This window comes from Mameliella sp. LZ-28 (assembly GCF_012274245.1).
In the GTDB taxonomy this organism is placed as follows: Bacteria; Pseudomonadota; Alphaproteobacteria; order Rhodobacterales; family Rhodobacteraceae; genus Antarctobacter; species Antarctobacter albus.
In genome coordinates, this window is the sequence record NZ_JAANYX010000005.1 from 110,209 (window position 1) to 128,125 (window position 17,917).

A 17,917-nucleotide genomic window follows, 5' to 3' on the forward strand; every position below is an offset into this window, starting at 1 on the left:
CCCATCCAAATCGGGTCAGATCAATCAGAGGAACCAGACAATGCCCCATCAGACAGACATCCCCGAGGAGACCGGCGTGACCGCCGCCATCCTCGACCACCTCGCACTTCATGGTGCAACGCCGGGACCAGGCGAGACCGATCACCGCCCCCTGCCCCAGCCCAACGAGGTCGAGCTCGCTATGGCGACGCTCTTTGACACCACCATCGGCCTTCTCACCGGCAGCCAGTTGGAAGACAATCTCGAAGAGATGCTCTGGTCCCTGACCTCGATCTTCCATCGCCGGCTCACCCATATCCAGAAGCTTCTCGATGACAACGAATTCGAGGTCCGGGAAAGTCTGGCCGTCCAGGACGGCTCCGAAGTTGCCTCGGTTGAGCTGGAACGCCTCCAGACGATCGGTTTCAAGCTCTGGGACCATCGCGACGCCTTCGAGCGGATGCGCGATCTGGCCGTGGACCACTTCTCGGCCGCCACCGGTTCACCCTGGCTGCCCCGCACCGGATCCAAGGTCTCGCATCGCGGTCTCACCTCCGCCGTGGTGGACAGCCGGGCTTATCTCTCGGCCAAGCGCCGCAAGGAGACCGAAGTGCATTGCCCCGAAGGCACGCGGATCGCCTTCTCGGGCGGGGACTATCAGGCCTACGATCTGATCTGGTCTGTCCTCGATGCCACCCACGCCAAATACCCCGACATGGTGCTCTTGCACGGTGGCACGCCCAAGGGCGCAGAAATGATCGCGGCCCGCTGGGCAGATGCCCGAGGCGTCACCCAGGTAGTCTTCAAACCCGACTGGAAGAGCCACGGCAAGGCCGCCCCCTTCAAGCGCAACGACAAGATGCTCGAGACCATGCCGCAGGGTCTGATTGCCACCCCCGGTTCGGGCATCACCGAGAACATCGTCGACAAAGCCCGCAAGCTCGGGATCCGCATCAAGAGGATCGGGGCTTAGGCCCCGGTTCACGCCCCGCGCAAAAGGTCCTGCACGACAGAAGGCTTCTTTGCGATCAATGCGAGTAGAACCTGTGCCGGGCCTGTCGGTTGCCGACGTCCATGTTCCCAGTTCAGCAGCGTGCCTTTCGCGACGCCAATGCTCTTGGCGAACTCTGCCTGGGACAGGCCAGTCCGTTGCCGAACTTGGGCGACATCGACCTCAGCAACGGAAAACTCATGCACCTTCGCGCCGGCCAAATCGCCATCTGCGAAGGCCAGCGCCTCTCCCAGTCCCTTGGACACGGATTCAAATGCACTCATGTTGTGTCTCCATATTTCGCGACAAGCGCCTTGCTCATCTCTACTGCCGCGGCCTGTTCGGTCTTTGACAGGTTGGCTTTCTCATTCTTCGCGAAGACCGTGATCAGGAAAATCGGCATATGGGTCCCGCCAAAGACATACACCGTCCTGAAGCCGCCGCTCTTTCCGCCTCCCTCTCTCGGGATGCGGACCTTCCGAAGTCCGCCGCCAAGAGAGACGCCAGCTTCCGGATTGGCGGCGATGAAGTCGATCGCGGCCTCTCGCTCCTGGTCCGACATGATTGCCTTGGCGCGCCTCTGGAATTCGGGCAATTCGACCACTGTCTGCAATCGCGTCATCGTCAGTTCCATATAGGTTTTCGCGGCGTATGTGTCAATGACGTATAGTATGCGGACTGGAAGGGCAAGTTGGCAACTGATGCTAGAGCTAGGCAGCAGTATGCTCTGTCCGTTGGTAGCGGCGGCCCTTGACGAAATATCTTGTCGCATTTTCTGACCGAACCAATCAGCCGGGCTGTCATTTAGGGCTATTAGATGGTTGCGGTGTCTCGTGACGACCCGGCCTTTCGTTCCACGCTCTGTTCGCCTGGAGCACTCCTCCGCATCGTGGGCGCTTCAGCAAAGACAATCGGTGCGGTAGTGATCCTGGGGGATGCGGTTTTGACATCTGCACTGTGTCTTATCTCCGGTGAGTTCGAAGGGAGCCAGGGCCCTCGCGGCATCTCCATCGTCTGTTCACCCAGTTTCCTTTGCGGCAACTGCACTTCTCCCGATGTCTGAGTTGCATGACATGCTGGTCGCAGCTTTCGTCCCGTCCACAAAGGTTGTCACCGTTCTTTTTCCCCTGCCCCTGCGGGTCATTCCTCGCGCACCAAAAAGACCGGCGCCTGCCCCTCTCCGCTTCGCTTCGCCTTCGGTGTGGCCGGGCCTTAGCCAGCTGCAAGGTGACCATCATTGCAACGCAAACAAGGAGAAGAGCAATAACCACGAACTGCATCAAATTCACCAGTGCCGACATCGAAACCGCCAAGGGCGTCGGCTCCATCTCGACCCTGACTTTTGATCTCGACATCACGGTCGAACCTGTCGCAAGCACGAACCCGATGGCCCCCACGCACCGTGTGCTCGGCCGCTCCCCGCGCGGCAAGCTGGTCGAGTGCGGCGGCATCTGGAAGAAGCAGAACAAAGAGACCGGCGCCGACTATTTCACGCTGACCATCCGCGACCACGGCTTCAACGCTAACCTCGGCAAGGCCGCGAACCAGGACGATCTGTCCCTGCAGGCGGTCATTCCCTGGGGGCCGAAAGACGCCGCGTGACGTAAAGAATCGGCTGGGGCAACCCAGCCGATTTCTTCTGTTTCCCTTCGCGCTGACACGCATTCCCCGCATTTTGCAGCCAGTGGTTGGTGCGCTTGGTGGAAGCAACTGATCACTGAATTGGCGCAAGGTGATGATGACGCAATCCGTTTTGGAGGAGACGGATTCGTGGTCCCCCTAGCGTTCTGAAGCTTCGAGCACTTTGCATTTTGACAGCCGTGCAGTGCGGAAAAATAAAATAATAACAGATAGTTGAGGTGTAACGGGCGCGAAGTTAAAGTTGACTGCACATCCGAGCTAATGACAGTTCCCCCTAGATATTGGGTGGCTACATTCCTCAATCGCTACACTTTGTCGAGACATCTAGCCACTCTGGTGGATTGGGTAAGATCTAGCCGCCGGGCGAAAATCGTTGTTAAGACTCGTTTTTCCGTGTAGATGACACTTTAATGAGCGAAATCGCTGAAAAAGCGATATTTAGAGGACAGGCGGATGCGAGAACGGTCTTTTGCGGCTGATACGAAGGATCAACCCTTCGACGAGATCATCCTACAGCAAGGAGAGCTGATTTCCGACCGCCTCAATATGTTGCGGCAGGAACAGTATCCTCCGGACGCCCAAAAAGGTCTACGTCAGTTTTCATTGGCCGAGGTTGCCTACTATCTCGGCGTGACCCAGTCGACCATTAAGAAGCTTCATCTCGAAGGCAAAGGTCCTGAACCTGAAACATCGTCTTCCGGCAGGCGTAGCTACTCTGCTGAGCAAATGTTGGAACTGAGAGCCTATCTCGACAAGCATGGTCGCCCCGGCAAGCGCCGTTATGTCCCCTATCGCCAACCTGACGAAGAACTGCACGTTGTGTCTGTCGTGAACTTCAAAGGGGGTTCTGGAAAGACCACTACCGCCGCCCACCTCGCGCAGCACTTGGCGTTGAAAGGGCATCGAGTTCTTGCGATCGACTTGGACCCTCAAGCTTCGCTCACAGCTTTGCACGGCATTCAGCCTGAACTCGACGACGTGCCTTCGCTCTACGAGACACTTCGGTATGATGACGAGCGCAAGCCGATCTCAGAGGTGATCCGGCCAACGAACTTCCCCAACCTAGATATCGTTCCGGCAAGTCTCGAGCTTCAAGAGTACGAATACGATACCCCGGTTGCTTTGACGAGCAGCGATCCCCATGAGGGCCGTACCTTTTTCACTCGTATATCGAAGGCGCTTAGCGAGGTTGATGACCGCTATGACGTGGTCGTAATCGATTGCCCTCCTCAGCTGGGCTACCTCACGCTCACTGCTCTGACGGCTTCATCTTCGGTAATTGTGACAGTCCATCCTCAGATGCTGGACGTCATGTCGATGAGCCAGTTTCTCCTGATGCTGGGCGGGATCATGAAGACGATCCGTGACGCTGGAGCGAACATGCGCCTGAAGTGGTTCCGTTACCTCGTAACGCGGTTTGAACCAACGGACGGTCCCCAAAAGCAGATGGTTGGGTTCCTCCAGGCGATGTTCCCAAATCAGATGCTGTCGGCTCCTGTGCTGAAATCTACGGCGATCTCCGACGCTGGGATCACCAAGCAGACGCTTTACGAAGTTGAACGGTCTCAGTTCGTGCGGACTACTTACGACCGCGCAGTTACGTCTTTGAATGATGTGAACGACGAAATCGCTGAACTGATCCACAAGGCTTGGGGGCGAGAATGAATGTGGTTTTGACAGCCGTGCAGAACGCCAGTTTTGACAGCCGTGCAACTGTCGAAATGTGCGCTGCGCGTCGGTTGGAAACGGACGAAAGGGAGATGGCTTGATGGCTCGCAAAGACCTCCTGAAGAGCGTTATGGCCGGCTCGCCGGAGCAGCCCAAGGATTCCGGTCGCTCTGGATACGCAATGCGCGGTGCTTCGAAATCGATGAAGGTTTCGATTGATAGCCTCGCGGAGAACTCGAAGCGTCTCCTTGAAGGCGAAACCATTGTCGAGATCGATCCGCAATTGATCGATGTGTCATTCGTTTCGGATCGGCTTAGTGATGACGATGTTGCTTTTGACGAACTGAAAGCATCGATCGCAGCGGGTCGCCAGGACACACCGGTATTGCTTCGACCGCATCCGGAAGCGGATGGCCGCTATATGATCGTCTTCGGGCATCGCCGTGTGCGAGTTGCATCGGCGCTCGGCCGTAGGGTTCGCGCAGTTGTAAAACCAATGGACGATGTGGCCCACATTCTTGCTCAAGGGCAGGAAAACACTGCGCGCGCAGATCTCTCTTTTATTGAGAAGGCCCTATTTGCGAAGAGCCTCTTGGATATGGGGCAAGCGAAGGACGTGATCCAGTCCGCCCTTACCATCGATGGGACGTTGCTTTCACGGATGCTGTCAGTGGCGCAGAACGTTCCGCGGCACGTCATCGAACAGATTGGTCCGGCCAAGCAGATTGGGCGTGATCGCTGGGAAGATTTCAAGAAGTTGGCTTCGGAGCCATCGAATGACAAGATCCTCAAGGAAGCTTTGGAGTTCGACGGGTTTCAGAACCTCGACAGTGATGCTCGCTTTGAGTTCCTACACAGCAAGCTGGCAGAAGCGGGCAGGGCGCCGAAGCGCCGAAAAACGCGTGCCACACCCAAGAAACGAACCTGGACCGCCGGCAAAGGCCGCATCAAGGGCGTCATCGGTCGTTCCGGAAAGGCATTTAGCATTTCGCTTACGGCACAAGATTCAACCGAGTTCGGGGACTTTCTCTCGGGTCGGCTTGATCAGCTGTACAGCGAATTCCTCGCGACGAAAGAGGAGCAGTCAGAACAATGATCTAGGCAAAAGAAAAGCCCCCAAGCAGCGTGGCCTGAGAGCTAATCTGAAAAGTTTGGTCGCTTAGAAGATATCTCTCCCGCGAATCACTGTCAACAAGAACGCCACTTCGGCGAACGGCTTTCTTTTGCCTCCACATAAATGGAGGTGAGAAACAGGCATGAAACATACAGGTTGGCGCAAGCCGACACCGGGTCTTGGCATTGCAGAGCAGCTTGCCCAAGCCGGTGAACAGATAGCTGTACCCAAAACGCGGGCCTTCGTGGCTGTGAAGCGGGTAGGAGCCTACATTGGCCTCAAGGCCGGAGACATGATGCTCCTCGATACGCTGGGGGCGTTTACCCAGGCCCAGGACTGGGAGGAGGGGCAGCGCCCGATCGTCTGGGCGTCAAACGCCTATCTGATGGAGCAGACCGGGTTCTCGCTCTCCGCTCTCAAGCGCCATGCACGGCGTCTGGCCGAAATCGGAGTGATTTCCTTCCAAGACAGCCCCAACGGCAAGCGTTGGGGCCGCAGGGACGCCGAGGGGCGCATCGTCGAGGCCTACGGTTTCGATCTGTCGCCCCTGTCGGCGCGCGTCGAAGAGTTCGAGGAACTGCATGCCGAATTGCAGGCCGAACGTGAGCTCTGTCAGCGCCTGAAGCGCCAGATCACGGTTGCACGCCGTATGATCCGCGCTCGGATCGAAGCGGCCGTCAGCAGCGCGCTGCGCGGGCCTTGGACGCAGTTCACAGGCCTTTTCGAGGAGCTTCTGGACCGGCTTCCGCGTTGCCATGAAGCGTCTGAGCAGCTTGCACGGCTGCTGCACTGGTTCAAGGAGCTGCAGGACCGCGTCGAAGCAGCCTATCTCAAGGCAACTGAGGTCGTGCAGCCTGTGGAAAACACGCCTGGAACCAGGGAACAAGTTTCTGAGAAGACTCAAGAAATGAACCCCAGGGAGGTCATTTCTGACCCTCATATACTAATTACAAACCAACTTAATCCTGTAACTCGTAATTCCTCAAAGAATGAGGAAGTCGCGGCCGTGGTGCCCAATGCTCAGCCCGAAGATCAGGTTGATAGGGATCTGGAAGAATGGGTCGCCGAGGTGCGCAAGAAGCGCGCCGCGCTGGATCTGCCCACCGTCATGCAGGCCTGTCCGGAATTCGCGTCCTGGGCGCGCAATATGGGCGGTTTCCTGAAGGATTGGGGTGATCTGCACCGGGTTGCCGGGCAGCTCAGGCCGATGATCGGGGTGTCCGAGCATGCGTGGAACGTGGCGCAAGACCGGCTGGGCAAACAGGTGGCGACAGCGGCGCTGGCGCTTGTCTTCGAGAAGCATTGCGCGGGCGAAGTTTCCTCGCCGGGCGGATATCTGCGCGGCATGGTCGAGAAGGCTGGGGCAGGGGAGCTGCATCTCGAGCGCAGCTTCTATGGCAGGCTCAGTGGGCAGGCGGCGTGATGGGGCAGGGGATCAGAGTCCGGCGGCCTTGGTCAGGTTCACGCGGAACCGGTCGCGCCGGCGCTGGTAGCGGCGGGTCATCTCGGCCGAGGCATGACCAAGCTGTTTTTGAACGTAGCGCTCATCGACTTCGGCGGAGCTGGCGAGACCGGCGCGCAGCGAATGGCCGGAGAACAGCGCCAGGCGTTCCTTTTCGGGCAATTCGGAGCGGATACCGGCATCCAGAACTGTGCGCTTTATCAGCCGCGCGACATGCTTGTCGTTCAGTCGCGTTTCGGTGGCGCGGTTGCCATCGCGCGAGGTCCCGACAAAGACAGGGCCGAAGTCGATCTTCGCAAAGTGCAGCCATTGCTCCAGCGCGTGCACGGGGCAGGTCTGATCCGTGGAGCCGCGGCCGATCTCGACTTCGCGCCAACCGGTTTTGGCATTGAGGGTCAGTAGGGCGCCTTTGTCGAAGATATCGATCCAGCCACAGGAATCGGGTGTATCGTCTTTGTGCACGTCGAGGCTGACGATCTCCGAGCGGCGCAAGCCTCCGGTGTATCCCACCAGCAGGATCGCCCGATCCCGCAGCCCGCGCAGATCATATGCCAGGGTGGCGACCATCGCGAGGATGTCCTCGGCCAGGATGGCTTCCTTCTGAACCGGTGGTCGCTCGTGCTTTCGCTTGATCCCGGCCAACACCGTGGCGATATGCCGGTTCTTGCGATCGAGGGAAAAGCCTCGTTGCGCGTAGTTCCAGGCGAGACCCGAGAGACGCCGGTCGATCGTCGAGACCGATAGGGCAGGGGAGGGGCCTGAACCGGAGGCCAGATCGGCAAGGTAGAGCCCGATCATCTCCGGCGACGGGGGCAGCGGTTCCGCGCCCTTCAACCGGCACCAGCGCGCGAAGTGCGCCCAATCCTTCGCATAGGCCTTCAGCGTGTTGTCCGACGCTGCCGCGCGCGCATAGTCGCGGGCGGTGTCGACCAGGCGATCGAGGGTGCCGGAGCCGGCCACAAAGGTCGGAAGGCTCAAGGCCTCGCCGTCAGGACGATCTCTCTCGTTGTCCTCGTTGGACGAAGGCCCGATTAGCACGTCTGAGCTCGATTTCTCGGTGTTTTCTGACATGTCGCCGAGCATATTCTTCTATGTCCGATAAGGCAAACTTATTGGACATAGCGGAGCGCCGCAGAGTGGGGCGGTTTATATGTTATTTTCTGGCAGAAAGCGCCGCGCAAGTGTAGTCTTTGGGCATGACATTTGCCCACCCGGATCACACCAGCGACCTCGACACCTTACCCCGGATGCCCGTCTGGGTCACCTCTGCACGCGCTGAAACCCTTGAAGATGTTGCGTTTTTGTCGGGCGCCGCGCTGAACCACCTGCATCTTGTGTTGGGACGCGAGGAAGTGCCCCACGCCTTGTTGCTGGACCGGCTCGCGCTGCGCGCGGCCGAGGCTTGTATCGCGTTCTCTGGGCGGCCGGAGCGGGCAGGGGAGTTGCGCGATGCGGTGCACCTTCTGCGAGCTGGAGACCTGCCCGGACCGGCGGGCGAAACTAGCCTCGCCTGGCGGCGCGCTGTGGAACGGCCGGTATCGATCAAGGCTCTGGGTCGAGCCTTGCCCAGCTTCGACCTCCGCCAAATTGCCGCGTGGCTTGATGTGGGGAAAGGGGCGCCGGTAACCCGGGCCGCGATGGTGTTGGAGGCGGTACTGCACGAGGTGCCGCGCGCAGATGTAGTAGGACTGATCCTCGCGGATGCGGCCCTCGCTCAAGCCCTCGGCTGGGATCATCTCGTGCCGCTGCTGGCCCCAGCCCTGAAACGCGCCGACCTGCGCAAGCATGGCGAAGACCTGCGTCTCGCCTGTCATCGGGCGCTCGTCTCATCGGCAGTCGAGGCCGTGCGCCTTGCCGCTGACCTCGCGCGCCGAACGACGCATCTGAAATCCGTCGCGCCGAAACTCCGGGCCAAGGGGGCAGGGCAGGCGGTCGAGTTGTTCCTGACCAGCGATGCGGTTGCCCCTTCGGCGCTGCCCTTGCCGGATCGCGCCGCGCGGCGGCTCTGCGATCGGTTGGTCGACCTCGGCGCTGTGCGCGAGCTGACCGGGCGCGACACCTTCCGGCTCTACGGGGTGTGAGCATGGCGAAGGATCGCTCGGAACCTGACCTGGACCTCGAATTGGCCGACCTGCCGCCCGAGCTGCGCTGGCGGGAATGGATGCGCCGGATCGAGGCGGTGCTCTTTGCCTCTGCCTCGCCGGTGCCGCGCGAAGACCTTGCCCGCGTGGTGGGGCAGGCGGCTTCGGTCGAATTGCTGGTCGAGGACCTTGCCGCCGATCTGGAAGGGCGGGCCTTCGAGATCGCTCGGGCCACTGGCGGCTGGATGTTCCGGACGCGGGCCGCCTACGCGCCCGCGATCCGCGCAGCGGCAGATGTCGGGAACCAGTTTCTGGATCTGAGCGAGTTCGACGTCGCGGTCCTGGCCGCCATCGCCTACCATCAACCGATCACGCGCGACGGGCTCAAGGACATCTTCGGCAAGGAGATCAGCCGCGACCTGATAGGGCGGCTGCATTCGCGCAACCTGATCGGGACCGGGCCAAAGTCGCCCAGGCGAGGGGCCCCCTATACCTTCGTCACCACCGAGCAGTTCCTGGTCGCTTTTGGGTTGGAGAGTCTGCGCGATCTTCCCGATCGGGAGCAGTTGGAGGATGCGGGGGTTGTGGAGTAGCTGCTTCAAGTCGGCGTCGGCTGACGAACTGGAATCCTCGGCATAGAATTCATCCCGACTTTGCTCTCGCGGATGCTACCTCGGGGCATCATCGTCGGCAGCAACGAATTCCATCGTGAGGACAACGTCAGTCGTGTTGAAATCTGGTCGGGAAAGCTTGATAGACCTGTTGACCTGCGATCATTCAATCCATCATGGCCTACATGTAGTATCCGAGGCCTTACGAAACGCTGATTGAAGTGCTATCTCTTTCATATGGAAGGTACGGGTTATTGGCGTGAACAAGAAGATTACTGCCAGTCAGCGCATTGGCGAAATCGGGGAGAAGGCGGCTAATCTTCAATTCTTGCGAATTGGGTTCCAATTCGATGGGCGTTCACGGCTGGAAGCAGGGATAGACGGCATCGCTGAGGTGATGGACAATGATCAACCGACGGCGAAGATGATTGCTGTGCAGGTTAAGGCTACCGAGAGCGGCAGCTATGCTGGAGAGACGGATGCCGGGTTCACCTATCGTGTCCGCGCTTCGGACTTTGAGTACTGGCGCGGCTCCAACCTACCCGTAATTCTCGTTCTCTACAGGCAATCGGATGACACGTTCTTCTGGAAGTCACTCGAAAACCTCGTTGGCGAGGCCGAACGCACATTGCAGATCGACAAAGAGCGCGACGTCTTGGACGGACGTGCGAAGGATCGCCTTGCTGCCCTGACCGTCGCCAAGCAAGGACACGGCTACTACGTCCCGCCACTTGGGGGAGGGGAGGAAGCGATCATCAACATGGTGCCATTGCAGCTTCCTGAGGAAATCTTCGTCGCACAGACTCAGCTCTCCACCCAGAAGGCGCTCGCCCGGATGAATAAGGTCCGGGAGGGCCAGCGGTACGATTGGATGATCGATGAAACCTCGCTTTGGACATTCTGCGACCCATTAACCACACCCGTTCGCGACTTGGTCGAACGGGATCAGGTCGAACGGATCGAAACCGATTTTCTGGCGCAACACGACGCCGTAGATCAGCAGCACAAATTTGCGGGCCTGTTGCGACATACTCTGGCGCATGACTTTCGGGACTTGCTTGGGTGGGACCGAAAGAAAAAGCAGTTCTACTTCTTGCCATCACCTGGAGGCGTCGCGCGCAAGTTCCGCTATCTTGGAGCGAAGCAGAAGACGCAGGCCGACGTTGTCAGCGTCTATCAGAAGTCAAAGGGGGAGGGGCCCGTCGACTATATACGGCACCATTCATTCCACCCTCGGTTCGAGCGCTTGGCGGATAAATGGTACCTGATCGTCAACCCATCCTACTACTTCACTTCAGATGGAGAACGCGCGCTCAACTATCCAGATGCCTTGTTGTCCGGGAAGAAACGCCTCGACACGAACAGCACAGTTCGAGGCCAGGTGATCATGTGGCATCGATTGCTATCGGGTATGGATTTTGAAGATGCCGGCGAACTGCTGACGCCCGACACCAAGACGGATCGCATCATCAAGTTTGGTCTTCCGCCTTCCGTTGAACTGCCAAAGAGTGTGCCCGAGGACGTGTGGGGCGCGAAGGCGCAGAAGTCGAGGAAGCCGTCCGGCTCGAATGAACAAGGCAGCTTAGACCTATGAGCGACTTCAAGACAAAAATCTTCTCTGAGCCTGAACTGGAATTTGGTGACCAACACCATCATCCTGATCCGCGATTAGGGTTGCTACAGGCGGGCCCACTGCAAACAAACCTGGGGGACACCATCAAAGTCGGCGTTGTTGGCAGCGCTCTTACCGTCGAAAAATTAGGCGAATTTCTGGATGCGATCGAAGATGGGTTCGAGGGGAAGACCGAAAAGCACCCGAACCTGCACCCGGACTTTCCCGGGTTGAGAAATCAGAACCCCTATCGGTGCCGGTTCGAAATGGTGGCTGCCGACGTCGGTCTGCTGACGAAAGGTCAGATCGAGAAGATTGCCAAGGAACCGAGCGATGCGCGTGCTGTGGAGATGGCGGTCGATGCAGTTATGGAGCAATTGGAAAAGCTGGAGGCGCATCATGAACGGCCGGACGTGGTCATGGTTTCGCTCCATGTCAAGCTGATCGAACGAGTCTGGAGGAACGAGCAGGCGCGCGATGACGAGGTCGTAGAGTACGAAGCAGCCGAGGCGAAAGCTGGTAAGGAAACCTCTCCGAACTTCCGCGGCTTGCTCAAGGCCAGAGCGATGAATCTCAGATTCTCAATTCAGATTGTCTGGGAGGATGTCATCAACCCCGATGCCAAGATTCCTCGCAAGATCAAGGAGAACTCTGACCGACAAACCCAAGATCGAGCAGATCTCGCATGGAACCTTATGACAACGCTCTACTACAAGGGCAGCGGCAAGGTGCCCTGGCGCAGATTGCCGGAAGAAGGCGAGTTCACCGCCTGTTACATTGGCATCAGCTTCTTCAAGGATGCCGAAACCGACGAGATATGGACCAGTGCTGCGCAAATGTTCGACGAGCGGGGCAGAGGGTTCATTCTTAGAGGCGGTCCTGCGCAGTCAGAGTCGCGGGGTCGCCACCCGTTCCTCACTATCGATGAGGCTCACAAGCTCACCGAGAGCGCCTTGGCTGCCTACAAGTCGGTCCATAGAACGATGCCGGCACGCGTGATCGTCATGAAGACGTCGCGCTTTCGCGAGGACGAGGCCGAGGGTGTTGGCAAGGCGCTCGACGAGGCAGGTGTGGAACTGCGCGATCTCGTTTGGATTCATGAGAGCTATTCAGTCAAGGTGCTGCGCGACGGTGACTTCCCTGTCCTCCGCGGCACCTTCGTTGAACTGGACGGCAATGGGCTGCTCTATACCAACGGCAGCATTCCCTACTATGGGACCTATCCTGGCCTCTATGTCCCGAACCCCCTGTTGCTCTGTCCGCACCCGCAAAGCGAGAGCACGATCGAACAGATTGCGAAGGAAGTTTTCAGCCTCACGAAGGTGAACTGGAACTCGACCCAGATGAACCAACGCTTGCCGATTCCGATCCGAGCAGCCCGTAAGGTTGGTGACGTGTTGAAATACGTTCCCTTGGGGCAAAGGGTCAGCAGTGACTATCGGAAGTACATTTAGAAGCTGCACACGGAGCACGCCGTCGGCTCCATGGCTGCTGTTAAGAGCATCTGATTGTCGATCCTCGAAGCTCCCGAGTTTCCAGCGGATCTTTTTCGGCAAGTGACTTCTCTGGCGTTTGATGCATAAAAGCATATCATGCGCATCTCTTGATGTAGAAATCTACATCAATCTTGAAGTCTGCTTCAGTGAGTGATATGTTTTTGCACATCATGGGTGGAAAACGAAGCAGCAAGATAGATCATGGGTTACGCAACAGAGCACATAGCAGAGTCGCTCAAAGTCGCGCGGGAACGCAAGGGGCTCTCTCAGCGCGCGCTCAGTGCGAAGGCTGGGGTTCCACAGAGCCACATCTCCAAGATCGAGAACGGGGCGGTCGATCTGCGTCTGTCCAGCCTGGTCGAGCTTGCACGTGTACTTGATCTGGAATTGACTCTAGTCCCGCGCAAGAAGCTGCCTGCCGTTCGGGCGATCATTCGCGGTGATGATGATGGTCACCTTGACGTTCAGAGCGCGCGTAAGGCGACGAACCTATTGCAGCGCCTTGATGACCAGATAGCAGCGCTTCCCAGTGAAACGCTCTCTGAGATTGTCGTTCAGGAATTGCAGCGCCGGGCGCGCGAATTGATGCACTTCAAGCTTTCAGCCGATGACCTTGTTCAGTTGCAAGAAGCGTCTGCTGCCATGCAGGAGTTTCTGAGCGATCCGCGCAACTTGGAAGCGGTCGAGCAGGCGCAGAGCCAGTTGCGCATGTTGCGCAACGCACTCGCCCATGGCGCGGGTATATCTGCACCATCCTTGCCGCGTCCGGCCTATCGTCTGGACGGTGACGATCGTGGCTGATGTCAGTGTCCTTGAAGTCCTGCTCTACGGAGAGCCGATAGGTACGCTGACGCGGGTCAGCGGTGATACCTCGCTCTTTGCTTTCTCTGAAGGCTATGTCGCCGATACGGGCAGGCCGGTTCTGAGCCTCGGCTTCAAGAATGAGCTTGGGGAACTAACCACTGATTTCGGTACGCAGAACATGCACCTGCTGCCCTTCTTCTCAAATCTTCTGCCCGAAGGTCACATGCGGGACTATCTCGCCGAGCGCGCGGGCGTGAAGCCCGTCCGTGAATTTTTCCTGCTCTGGGTTCTCGGCGAGGACCTTCCCGGTGCGATCACTGTTCGGCCCGCCGATGGTGAGGCGTGGCCCCCCGACGCTGATGATGGTGAAGATCATCACGATGATCATCGAGATCAGGCGCTGAGGTTCTCGCTGGCAGGCGTTCAGTTGAAGTTCTCGGCTTTGGGAGACAAACAAGGCGGTCTTGCGATTCCGGCCAAGGGGGTCGGCGGGTCCTGGATCGTCAAGTTACCAGCGCAAGGCTTCGATGCTGTCCCCGAGAATGAATTCTCGATGATGACGCTCGCGCGTCTCTGCGGCATGGACGTTCCGCCTATCAGGTTGATCGATGTTGCCGAGATCGGCAATCTGCCAGAAGGCATGGACAAGGTCAGCGGTCAGGCGCTGGCTGTCGAAAGATTTGACCGTCTGAGTGATGGCAGTGCCGTCCACATTGAAGACTTCGCGCAGGTCTTTCGCGTTTATCCCAAGGACAAGTACGAGAAGGCAAGCCAGCGCAACATCGCACAGGTACTGGCCGCTGAATGCGGAGAGGCCGACATCGCAGAGTTTATCCGGCGGCTGACTTTCAATGTGCTGATCGGCAATGCCGACATGCACCTCAAGAACTGGTCGCTGATCTATCCGGATCGAAGGCAGGCGGCGCTCGCGCCGTGCTACGATTTTGTCTCGACTATTGCCTACATAGACGACGACAAGGCGGCGCTCACCTTTAGCCGCACCAAGAAGTTCTCCGGGTTCTCGCAGGACGAGCTGTCGCACCTGGCTGCAAACGCCGGTCTATCCGAGAAGCTGGTTCTGGGAACCGCACGCGAGACTGTCGCGCGCTTCCATGAGCACTGGCAGGCCGAAAAGGGAAACCTGCCGCTGACCGCGGATGCAATCAAGGCGATTGAAGCCCATTTGCACGCAGTGCCGATAGCGTAGGGGATTGACAGAATGGCAGAGAGTTTTTCGAACCGGCACGGCTACCGCAGCGCAGCCGCGGAGATAACCGTTCACGAGGACGCGCCCGAAAACCTGCGCTATGCGATCCCGCTGATTGGGCAGGACATCGGCATGAGCCCGTCCGTCATGCGCCGGATCATCTGTCAGGTGTTGCTCGTCCCGCCTGACCGGAACAACTGGTCGGAGCACCCCAACATCTGGGAAGAGGTCGTCGGGCTTGTTGCCGACTGTCCTTGGTACAAGGTCTATGACATTGCTGAAGCGTTCCATACGGCACTCGCGCAAGGGTTCAACGACAATGCAAGCAGGTTCGATGACCGGCTGAATCAGTTTTTTGTCGAAAATGGCATCGGCTGGCATATGAACGACGGCCAGATAGTCTATCGCGGCTCCGAAGCATTTACCGGCGCGACACAAGAGGCCGTCGAAATCCTCGAACAAACCGGGCGCAGTGCCGCCGCACGCGAGATCCACGAAGCGCTGCGCGATATTTCTCGGCGGCCGGAGCCGGATGTGACCGGGGCAATCCAGCATGCCTGCGCTGCGATGGAAGCGACCGCGCGGGATCTGGCCGGCGATTCCAAAGCAACATTCGGCCAGCTTGTAAAGCGATTGGACCTTCCAAAACCTCTTGATACCGCAACCGAGAAACTGTGGGGCTATGCGTCCAATAATGCTCGTCACGGGTTGGAAGGACAGCAGGTTGATACGCCAGAGGCCGAGCTGGTTGTCAGTGTAGCCTGCGCGGTCTGCACCTATTTGGCCAAACGCGCGGTGATATAGTCGGCCTGAACGTAAGCGGTGCGCCGATCACACGGTCGGGGCATAGTTCCAGGGCAAGAGGTCGTCGATCCGGGATTGCTTATGTCCGTTGACAATGGCTTGGAGAGTGGCTGTCAGCCAGGCGTGGGGATCGATGGCATTGCGCTTGCAGGTTTCGATCAGCGACGCCAGCATTGCCCAGTTTTGCGCCCCTGCATCGTGCCCCGCGAAGAGAGCGTTTTTGCGGTTCAACGCGATGGGGCGGATAGTGCGTTCGACGGCGTTGCTGTCGATCTCGATGTGGCCGTCATCGAGGAACCGGCAGAGCCCGTCCCAGTATTTGGCGACGTATTTGAGGGCCTCGCCGAGCGGAGACTTGGCCGAGACGCGGGCGCGGTGGGCGGTGAGCCAAGCCTCAAAATCATCGATAATCGGTTTTGAACGTGCTTGCCGGGCAGTCAGCCGCGCTTCGGGCTTTTGTCCCCGGAGTTCCTTTTCGATCCGGTAGAGCGCGGTGATCTGACGAAGGCCCTCGTCGGCGATGGGCGTGGTGCCGGTCCGGGCGACCTCGTGCAGCTTGCGCCGGGCATGAGCCCAACAGTAGGCCAGCCGGATATCCTGAGTGGGCCGTTTGAGCAGCCGGTTGTAGCCCGCATAGCCATCGACCTGCAGGGTGCCGGAGAACCCTTTCAGGATATCTTCCGCATATTGCCCGGATCGCCCCGGTGCATAGGTAAACGCCACGCCGGGCGGATCTTCCCCGCCCCAGGGCTGGTCATCGCGGGCGAGTGCCCAGAAGTACCCCGTCTTGGCCTTGCGCCGCCCAGGGTCGAGCACCGGGGCCGTGGTCTCGTCCATGAACAACTTGGCTGACCGCTTCAGGTTGGCCAGCAGGGCATCGTAGACCGGCTTGAGCTCGAAGGCCGCCCGTCCGACCCAGGCCGCCAGTGTCGAACGGTCGAGATCGATGCCCTGGCGGCTGTAAATCTGGACCTGCCGGTACAGGGGAAGGTGGTCGGCGTATTTGGAAACGATGACATGCGCCACCGTGGCCTCTGTCGGCATGCCGCCCGGGATCAGGTGCGCGGGCGCCGGGGCCTGGACGATCCCGCCCTCGCAGACCCGGCAGGCATACTTCGGGCGGCGCGTGACAATGACCCTGAACTGAGCAGGGACGATATCCAGCCGTTCGCTGGTATCCTCGCCAATGACATGCCGCTCGTGGCCGCAGTCGCAGACCGTGCTTTCCGGTTCGATCACTTCCTCGATGCGCGGCAGGTGTTTCGGCAGCGATCCCCGGTTGGTCTTGCGCGGCGCCGAGGCTCGTGTCGGTGTGACCAGCGGGTTGGCCTCGCCCTCGCCCTCGGTCTCGACCAGGGCAATCGCGGTCTCGATATCCTCCAGCGCCAGCTCGAACTGGTCGGGATCCATCTTCTCGGACTTGCGCCCGAACATGGCCTGTTTGAAGGCGGCAACCAGAGCTTCCAGACGTGCGTTCTGCTCCTGCTGGGCCAGGATGATGGCCTTCAGGGCCTCGATGTCGTCAGGAAGATTGGCCGCCGCGTTCATGGCCGGGGTCTACTAAATCCAGCATTCAGACACCCGCTCAAACGCTGCCCCGAGTCACTCTGCCGCAGTCGGCGGACGCGCCGCCAGAGCCTTCACCTTGCGCCAGTCGAGACCGGCAAACAGCGCCTCGAACTGGGCGTGATTGAGCGCCATCAGACCGTCGCGGATCGCTGGCCAGGTGAAGGTCGTTTCTTCCAGCCGCTTGTAGGTCATCACCAGGCCGGTCCCGTCCCAATACAAGAGCTTCAACCGGTCAGCCCGCTTGGCGCGGAACACGAACACTGTCCCCGTAAAGGGCTCCTTCCTGAGTTCATTCTTCACCAGCGCCGCCAGCCCATCATGGCCTTTGCGAAAGTCCACCGGCCTGGTCGCCACAACGATCCGCACCCGGTTCGACGGGAAGATCATGCGCCGTGCACCTCAGTCAGTGCCCGCACAATCTCCGCGATCCGTGCCGCCGGGGTCGACCCGTTCAGCCGGATCACCACATCACCGCAGACGATCTCAAGCGTTGCGTCCCCGGCCCCCTGCGCACGGTCGGTTAAACCTTCGATAACCATTGGCGCGAACATGGGCCCGGGATCCGCCTCGGGCTCTGGCAAAGCAGGCAGAACCAGCTTCCCCTCCCGTGCCAACCGCCGCCATTCAGAAAGATGATTGGGCCGCATGTCATATCGCCGGGCAACCTCATTCACCGTCGTCCCCGGCTCCAACGTCTCAGCCACGATCCGCGCTTTCACATCATCCGGCCACCGCCTCTGACCGCGAGGCCCGACAATCACCTCATTGAGAAACTCCGCTGAGTGCTCCATGGAGAAAATCCCTGCAAATCTACACAACGCTGGGACTCGCAGATCACGCGCTCACAGGGAAGGTGGGGGCAGAGCACCGCTTACGCT

The 17,917-nt window shown here is 59.2% G+C and carries 18 protein-coding genes; 12 read left to right on the plus strand and 6 right to left on the minus strand.

What is annotated here, in order from left to right; translation table 11 throughout:
- Positions 1-40: 40 nt before the first annotated feature.
- Positions 41-952 (plus strand): DUF2493 domain-containing protein, encoded by a 912-nt coding sequence (locus tag G9Q80_RS03830; protein WP_168246401.1) that lies wholly within the window; start codon positions 41-43, stop codon positions 950-952.
- Between the two features lie 8 nt (positions 953-960).
- Here G9Q80_RS03830 and G9Q80_RS03835 read toward each other — a convergent pair whose 3' ends face one another.
- Positions 961-1,254 carry a helix-turn-helix domain-containing protein gene (locus tag G9Q80_RS03835; protein ID WP_168246402.1) on the minus strand — a complete coding sequence of 98 codons (294 nt, stop codon included), beginning with the start codon at positions 1,252-1,254 and terminating at the stop codon, positions 961-963.
- Complete coding sequence (locus tag G9Q80_RS03840) at positions 1,251-1,604, minus strand: type II toxin-antitoxin system RelE/ParE family toxin (RefSeq protein WP_210426150.1); 354 nt, start codon at positions 1,602-1,604, stop codon at positions 1,251-1,253. The genes G9Q80_RS03835 and G9Q80_RS03840 overlap by 4 nt, the downstream gene beginning before the upstream one ends.
- 629 nt (positions 1,605-2,233) lie before the next feature.
- On the opposite strand from G9Q80_RS03840, the gene G9Q80_RS28540 reads away from it, so the two are divergent.
- The 4 genes from G9Q80_RS28540 (at position 2,234) to repC (ending at position 6,816) form a co-directional block, all read left to right on the plus strand.
- Positions 2,234-2,572, plus strand: a complete 339-nt coding sequence (locus G9Q80_RS28540; RefSeq protein WP_168246418.1) for a DUF736 family protein — start codon at positions 2,234-2,236, stop codon at positions 2,570-2,572.
- A gap of 492 nt (positions 2,573-3,064) precedes the next feature.
- Positions 3,065-4,276, plus strand: a complete 1,212-nt coding sequence (gene repA, locus G9Q80_RS03850) for a plasmid partitioning protein RepA (protein WP_168246403.1) — start codon at positions 3,065-3,067, stop codon at positions 4,274-4,276.
- A 103-nt stretch (positions 4,277-4,379) separates the two neighbouring features.
- Positions 4,380-5,375, plus strand: a complete 996-nt coding sequence (repB, locus tag G9Q80_RS03855; protein WP_168246404.1) for a plasmid partitioning protein RepB — start codon at positions 4,380-4,382, stop codon at positions 5,373-5,375.
- A gap of 160 nt (positions 5,376-5,535) precedes the next feature.
- Positions 5,536-6,816 carry a plasmid replication protein RepC gene (repC, locus tag G9Q80_RS03860; protein WP_168246405.1) on the plus strand — a complete coding sequence of 427 codons (1,281 nt, stop codon included), beginning with the start codon at positions 5,536-5,538 and terminating at the stop codon, positions 6,814-6,816.
- A 12-nt stretch (positions 6,817-6,828) separates the two neighbouring features.
- On the opposite strand, the gene G9Q80_RS03865 is transcribed toward repC, so the two are convergent.
- Positions 6,829-7,938: a tyrosine-type recombinase/integrase gene (locus G9Q80_RS03865; protein ID WP_447257663.1), complete on the minus strand. Its 1,110-nt coding sequence runs from the start codon at positions 7,936-7,938 to the stop codon at positions 6,829-6,831.
- Between the two features lie 113 nt (positions 7,939-8,051).
- Here G9Q80_RS03865 and G9Q80_RS03870 point away from each other — a divergent pair, with 113 nt between their 5' ends.
- The 7 genes from G9Q80_RS03870 (at position 8,052) to G9Q80_RS03900 (ending at position 15,470) form a co-directional block, all read left to right on the plus strand.
- Positions 8,052-8,936: a DUF1403 family protein gene (locus tag G9Q80_RS03870; protein WP_168246406.1), complete on the plus strand. Its 885-nt coding sequence runs from the start codon at positions 8,052-8,054 to the stop codon at positions 8,934-8,936.
- A 2-nt stretch (positions 8,937-8,938) separates the two neighbouring features.
- Positions 8,939-9,529 carry an SMC-Scp complex subunit ScpB gene (scpB, locus tag G9Q80_RS03875; RefSeq protein WP_168246407.1) on the plus strand — a complete coding sequence of 197 codons (591 nt, stop codon included), beginning with the start codon at positions 8,939-8,941 and terminating at the stop codon, positions 9,527-9,529.
- Positions 9,530-9,806: 277 nt separating this feature from the next.
- Complete coding sequence (locus G9Q80_RS03880) at positions 9,807-11,141, plus strand: DUF4365 domain-containing protein (protein ID WP_168246408.1); 1,335 nt, start codon at positions 9,807-9,809, stop codon at positions 11,139-11,141.
- Positions 11,138-12,613 (plus strand): argonaute/piwi family protein, encoded by a 1,476-nt coding sequence (locus tag G9Q80_RS03885; protein WP_168246409.1) that lies wholly within the window; start codon positions 11,138-11,140, stop codon positions 12,611-12,613. Before G9Q80_RS03880 ends, G9Q80_RS03885 begins: the two co-directional genes overlap by 4 nt.
- A gap of 243 nt (positions 12,614-12,856) precedes the next feature.
- Complete coding sequence (locus tag G9Q80_RS03890; protein ID WP_108887259.1) at positions 12,857-13,456, plus strand: helix-turn-helix domain-containing protein; 600 nt, start codon at positions 12,857-12,859, stop codon at positions 13,454-13,456.
- Positions 13,440-14,666, plus strand: a complete 1,227-nt coding sequence (locus G9Q80_RS03895; protein ID WP_447257662.1) for a type II toxin-antitoxin system HipA family toxin — start codon at positions 13,440-13,442, stop codon at positions 14,664-14,666. Before G9Q80_RS03890 ends, G9Q80_RS03895 begins: the two co-directional genes overlap by 17 nt.
- 12 nt (positions 14,667-14,678) lie before the next feature.
- Positions 14,679-15,470, plus strand: coding sequence for an AbiJ-NTD4 domain-containing protein (locus G9Q80_RS03900; RefSeq protein WP_080458309.1), 792 nt, complete (start codon positions 14,679-14,681; stop codon positions 15,468-15,470).
- Positions 15,471-15,497: 27 nt separating this feature from the next.
- Here the strand turns inward: G9Q80_RS03900 and tnpC are convergent, their stop codons facing one another.
- Genes tnpC through tnpA form a run of 3 tightly spaced genes read right to left on the minus strand, consistent with a single transcriptional unit; the run spans position 15,498 to position 17,830 of the window.
- The gene (tnpC, locus tag G9Q80_RS03905) at positions 15,498-17,018 is read right to left on the minus strand and encodes an IS66 family transposase (protein WP_168246326.1); all 1,521 of its coding nucleotides are present in this window, start codon (positions 17,016-17,018) and stop codon (positions 15,498-15,500) included.
- 54 nt (positions 17,019-17,072) lie between these two features.
- Positions 17,073-17,426 carry an IS66 family insertion sequence element accessory protein TnpB gene (gene tnpB, locus G9Q80_RS03910; RefSeq protein WP_168246327.1) on the minus strand — a complete coding sequence of 118 codons (354 nt, stop codon included), beginning with the start codon at positions 17,424-17,426 and terminating at the stop codon, positions 17,073-17,075.
- Entirely contained in the window at positions 17,423-17,830 is a 408-nt protein-coding gene (gene tnpA, locus G9Q80_RS28695; RefSeq protein ID WP_168246328.1) for an IS66-like element accessory protein TnpA, read from the minus strand. Before tnpA ends, tnpB begins: the two co-directional genes overlap by 4 nt.
- Positions 17,831-17,917: the final 87 nt, after the last annotated feature.

Bases quoted from the DNA above. Each gene is read 5' to 3' on its own strand.
- G9Q80_RS03885 (WP_168246409.1), top strand. From the start codon at position 11,138: ATGAGCGACTTCAAGACAAAAATCTTCTCTGAGCCTGAACTGGAATTT.
- G9Q80_RS03870 (WP_168246406.1), top strand. From the start codon at position 8,052: ATGACATTTGCCCACCCGGATCACACCAGCGACCTCGACACCTTACCC.
- G9Q80_RS03890 (WP_108887259.1), top strand. From the start codon at position 12,857: ATGGGTTACGCAACAGAGCACATAGCAGAGTCGCTCAAAGTCGCGCGG.
- G9Q80_RS03835 (WP_168246402.1), bottom strand. From the start codon at position 1,254: ATGAGTGCATTTGAATCCGTGTCCAAGGGACTGGGAGAGGCGCTGGCC.
- tnpC (WP_168246326.1), bottom strand. From the start codon at position 17,018: ATGAACGCGGCGGCCAATCTTCCTGACGACATCGAGGCCCTGAAGGCC.
- repC (WP_168246405.1), top strand. From the start codon at position 5,536: ATGAAACATACAGGTTGGCGCAAGCCGACACCGGGTCTTGGCATTGCA.
- scpB (WP_168246407.1), top strand. From the start codon at position 8,939: ATGGCGAAGGATCGCTCGGAACCTGACCTGGACCTCGAATTGGCCGAC.
- tnpA (WP_168246328.1), bottom strand. From the start codon at position 17,830: ATGGAGCACTCAGCGGAGTTTCTCAATGAGGTGATTGTCGGGCCTCGC.
- repA (WP_168246403.1), top strand. From the start codon at position 3,065: ATGCGAGAACGGTCTTTTGCGGCTGATACGAAGGATCAACCCTTCGAC.
- G9Q80_RS03900 (WP_080458309.1), top strand. From the start codon at position 14,679: ATGGCAGAGAGTTTTTCGAACCGGCACGGCTACCGCAGCGCAGCCGCG.
- G9Q80_RS03840 (WP_210426150.1), bottom strand. From the start codon at position 1,604: ATGGAACTGACGATGACGCGATTGCAGACAGTGGTCGAATTGCCCGAA.
- G9Q80_RS03830 (WP_168246401.1), top strand. From the start codon at position 41: ATGCCCCATCAGACAGACATCCCCGAGGAGACCGGCGTGACCGCCGCC.
- G9Q80_RS03865 (WP_447257663.1), bottom strand. From the start codon at position 7,938: ATGCTCGGCGACATGTCAGAAAACACCGAGAAATCGAGCTCAGACGTG.
- tnpB (WP_168246327.1), bottom strand. From the start codon at position 17,426: ATGATCTTCCCGTCGAACCGGGTGCGGATCGTTGTGGCGACCAGGCCG.
- repB (WP_168246404.1), top strand. From the start codon at position 4,380: ATGGCTCGCAAAGACCTCCTGAAGAGCGTTATGGCCGGCTCGCCGGAG.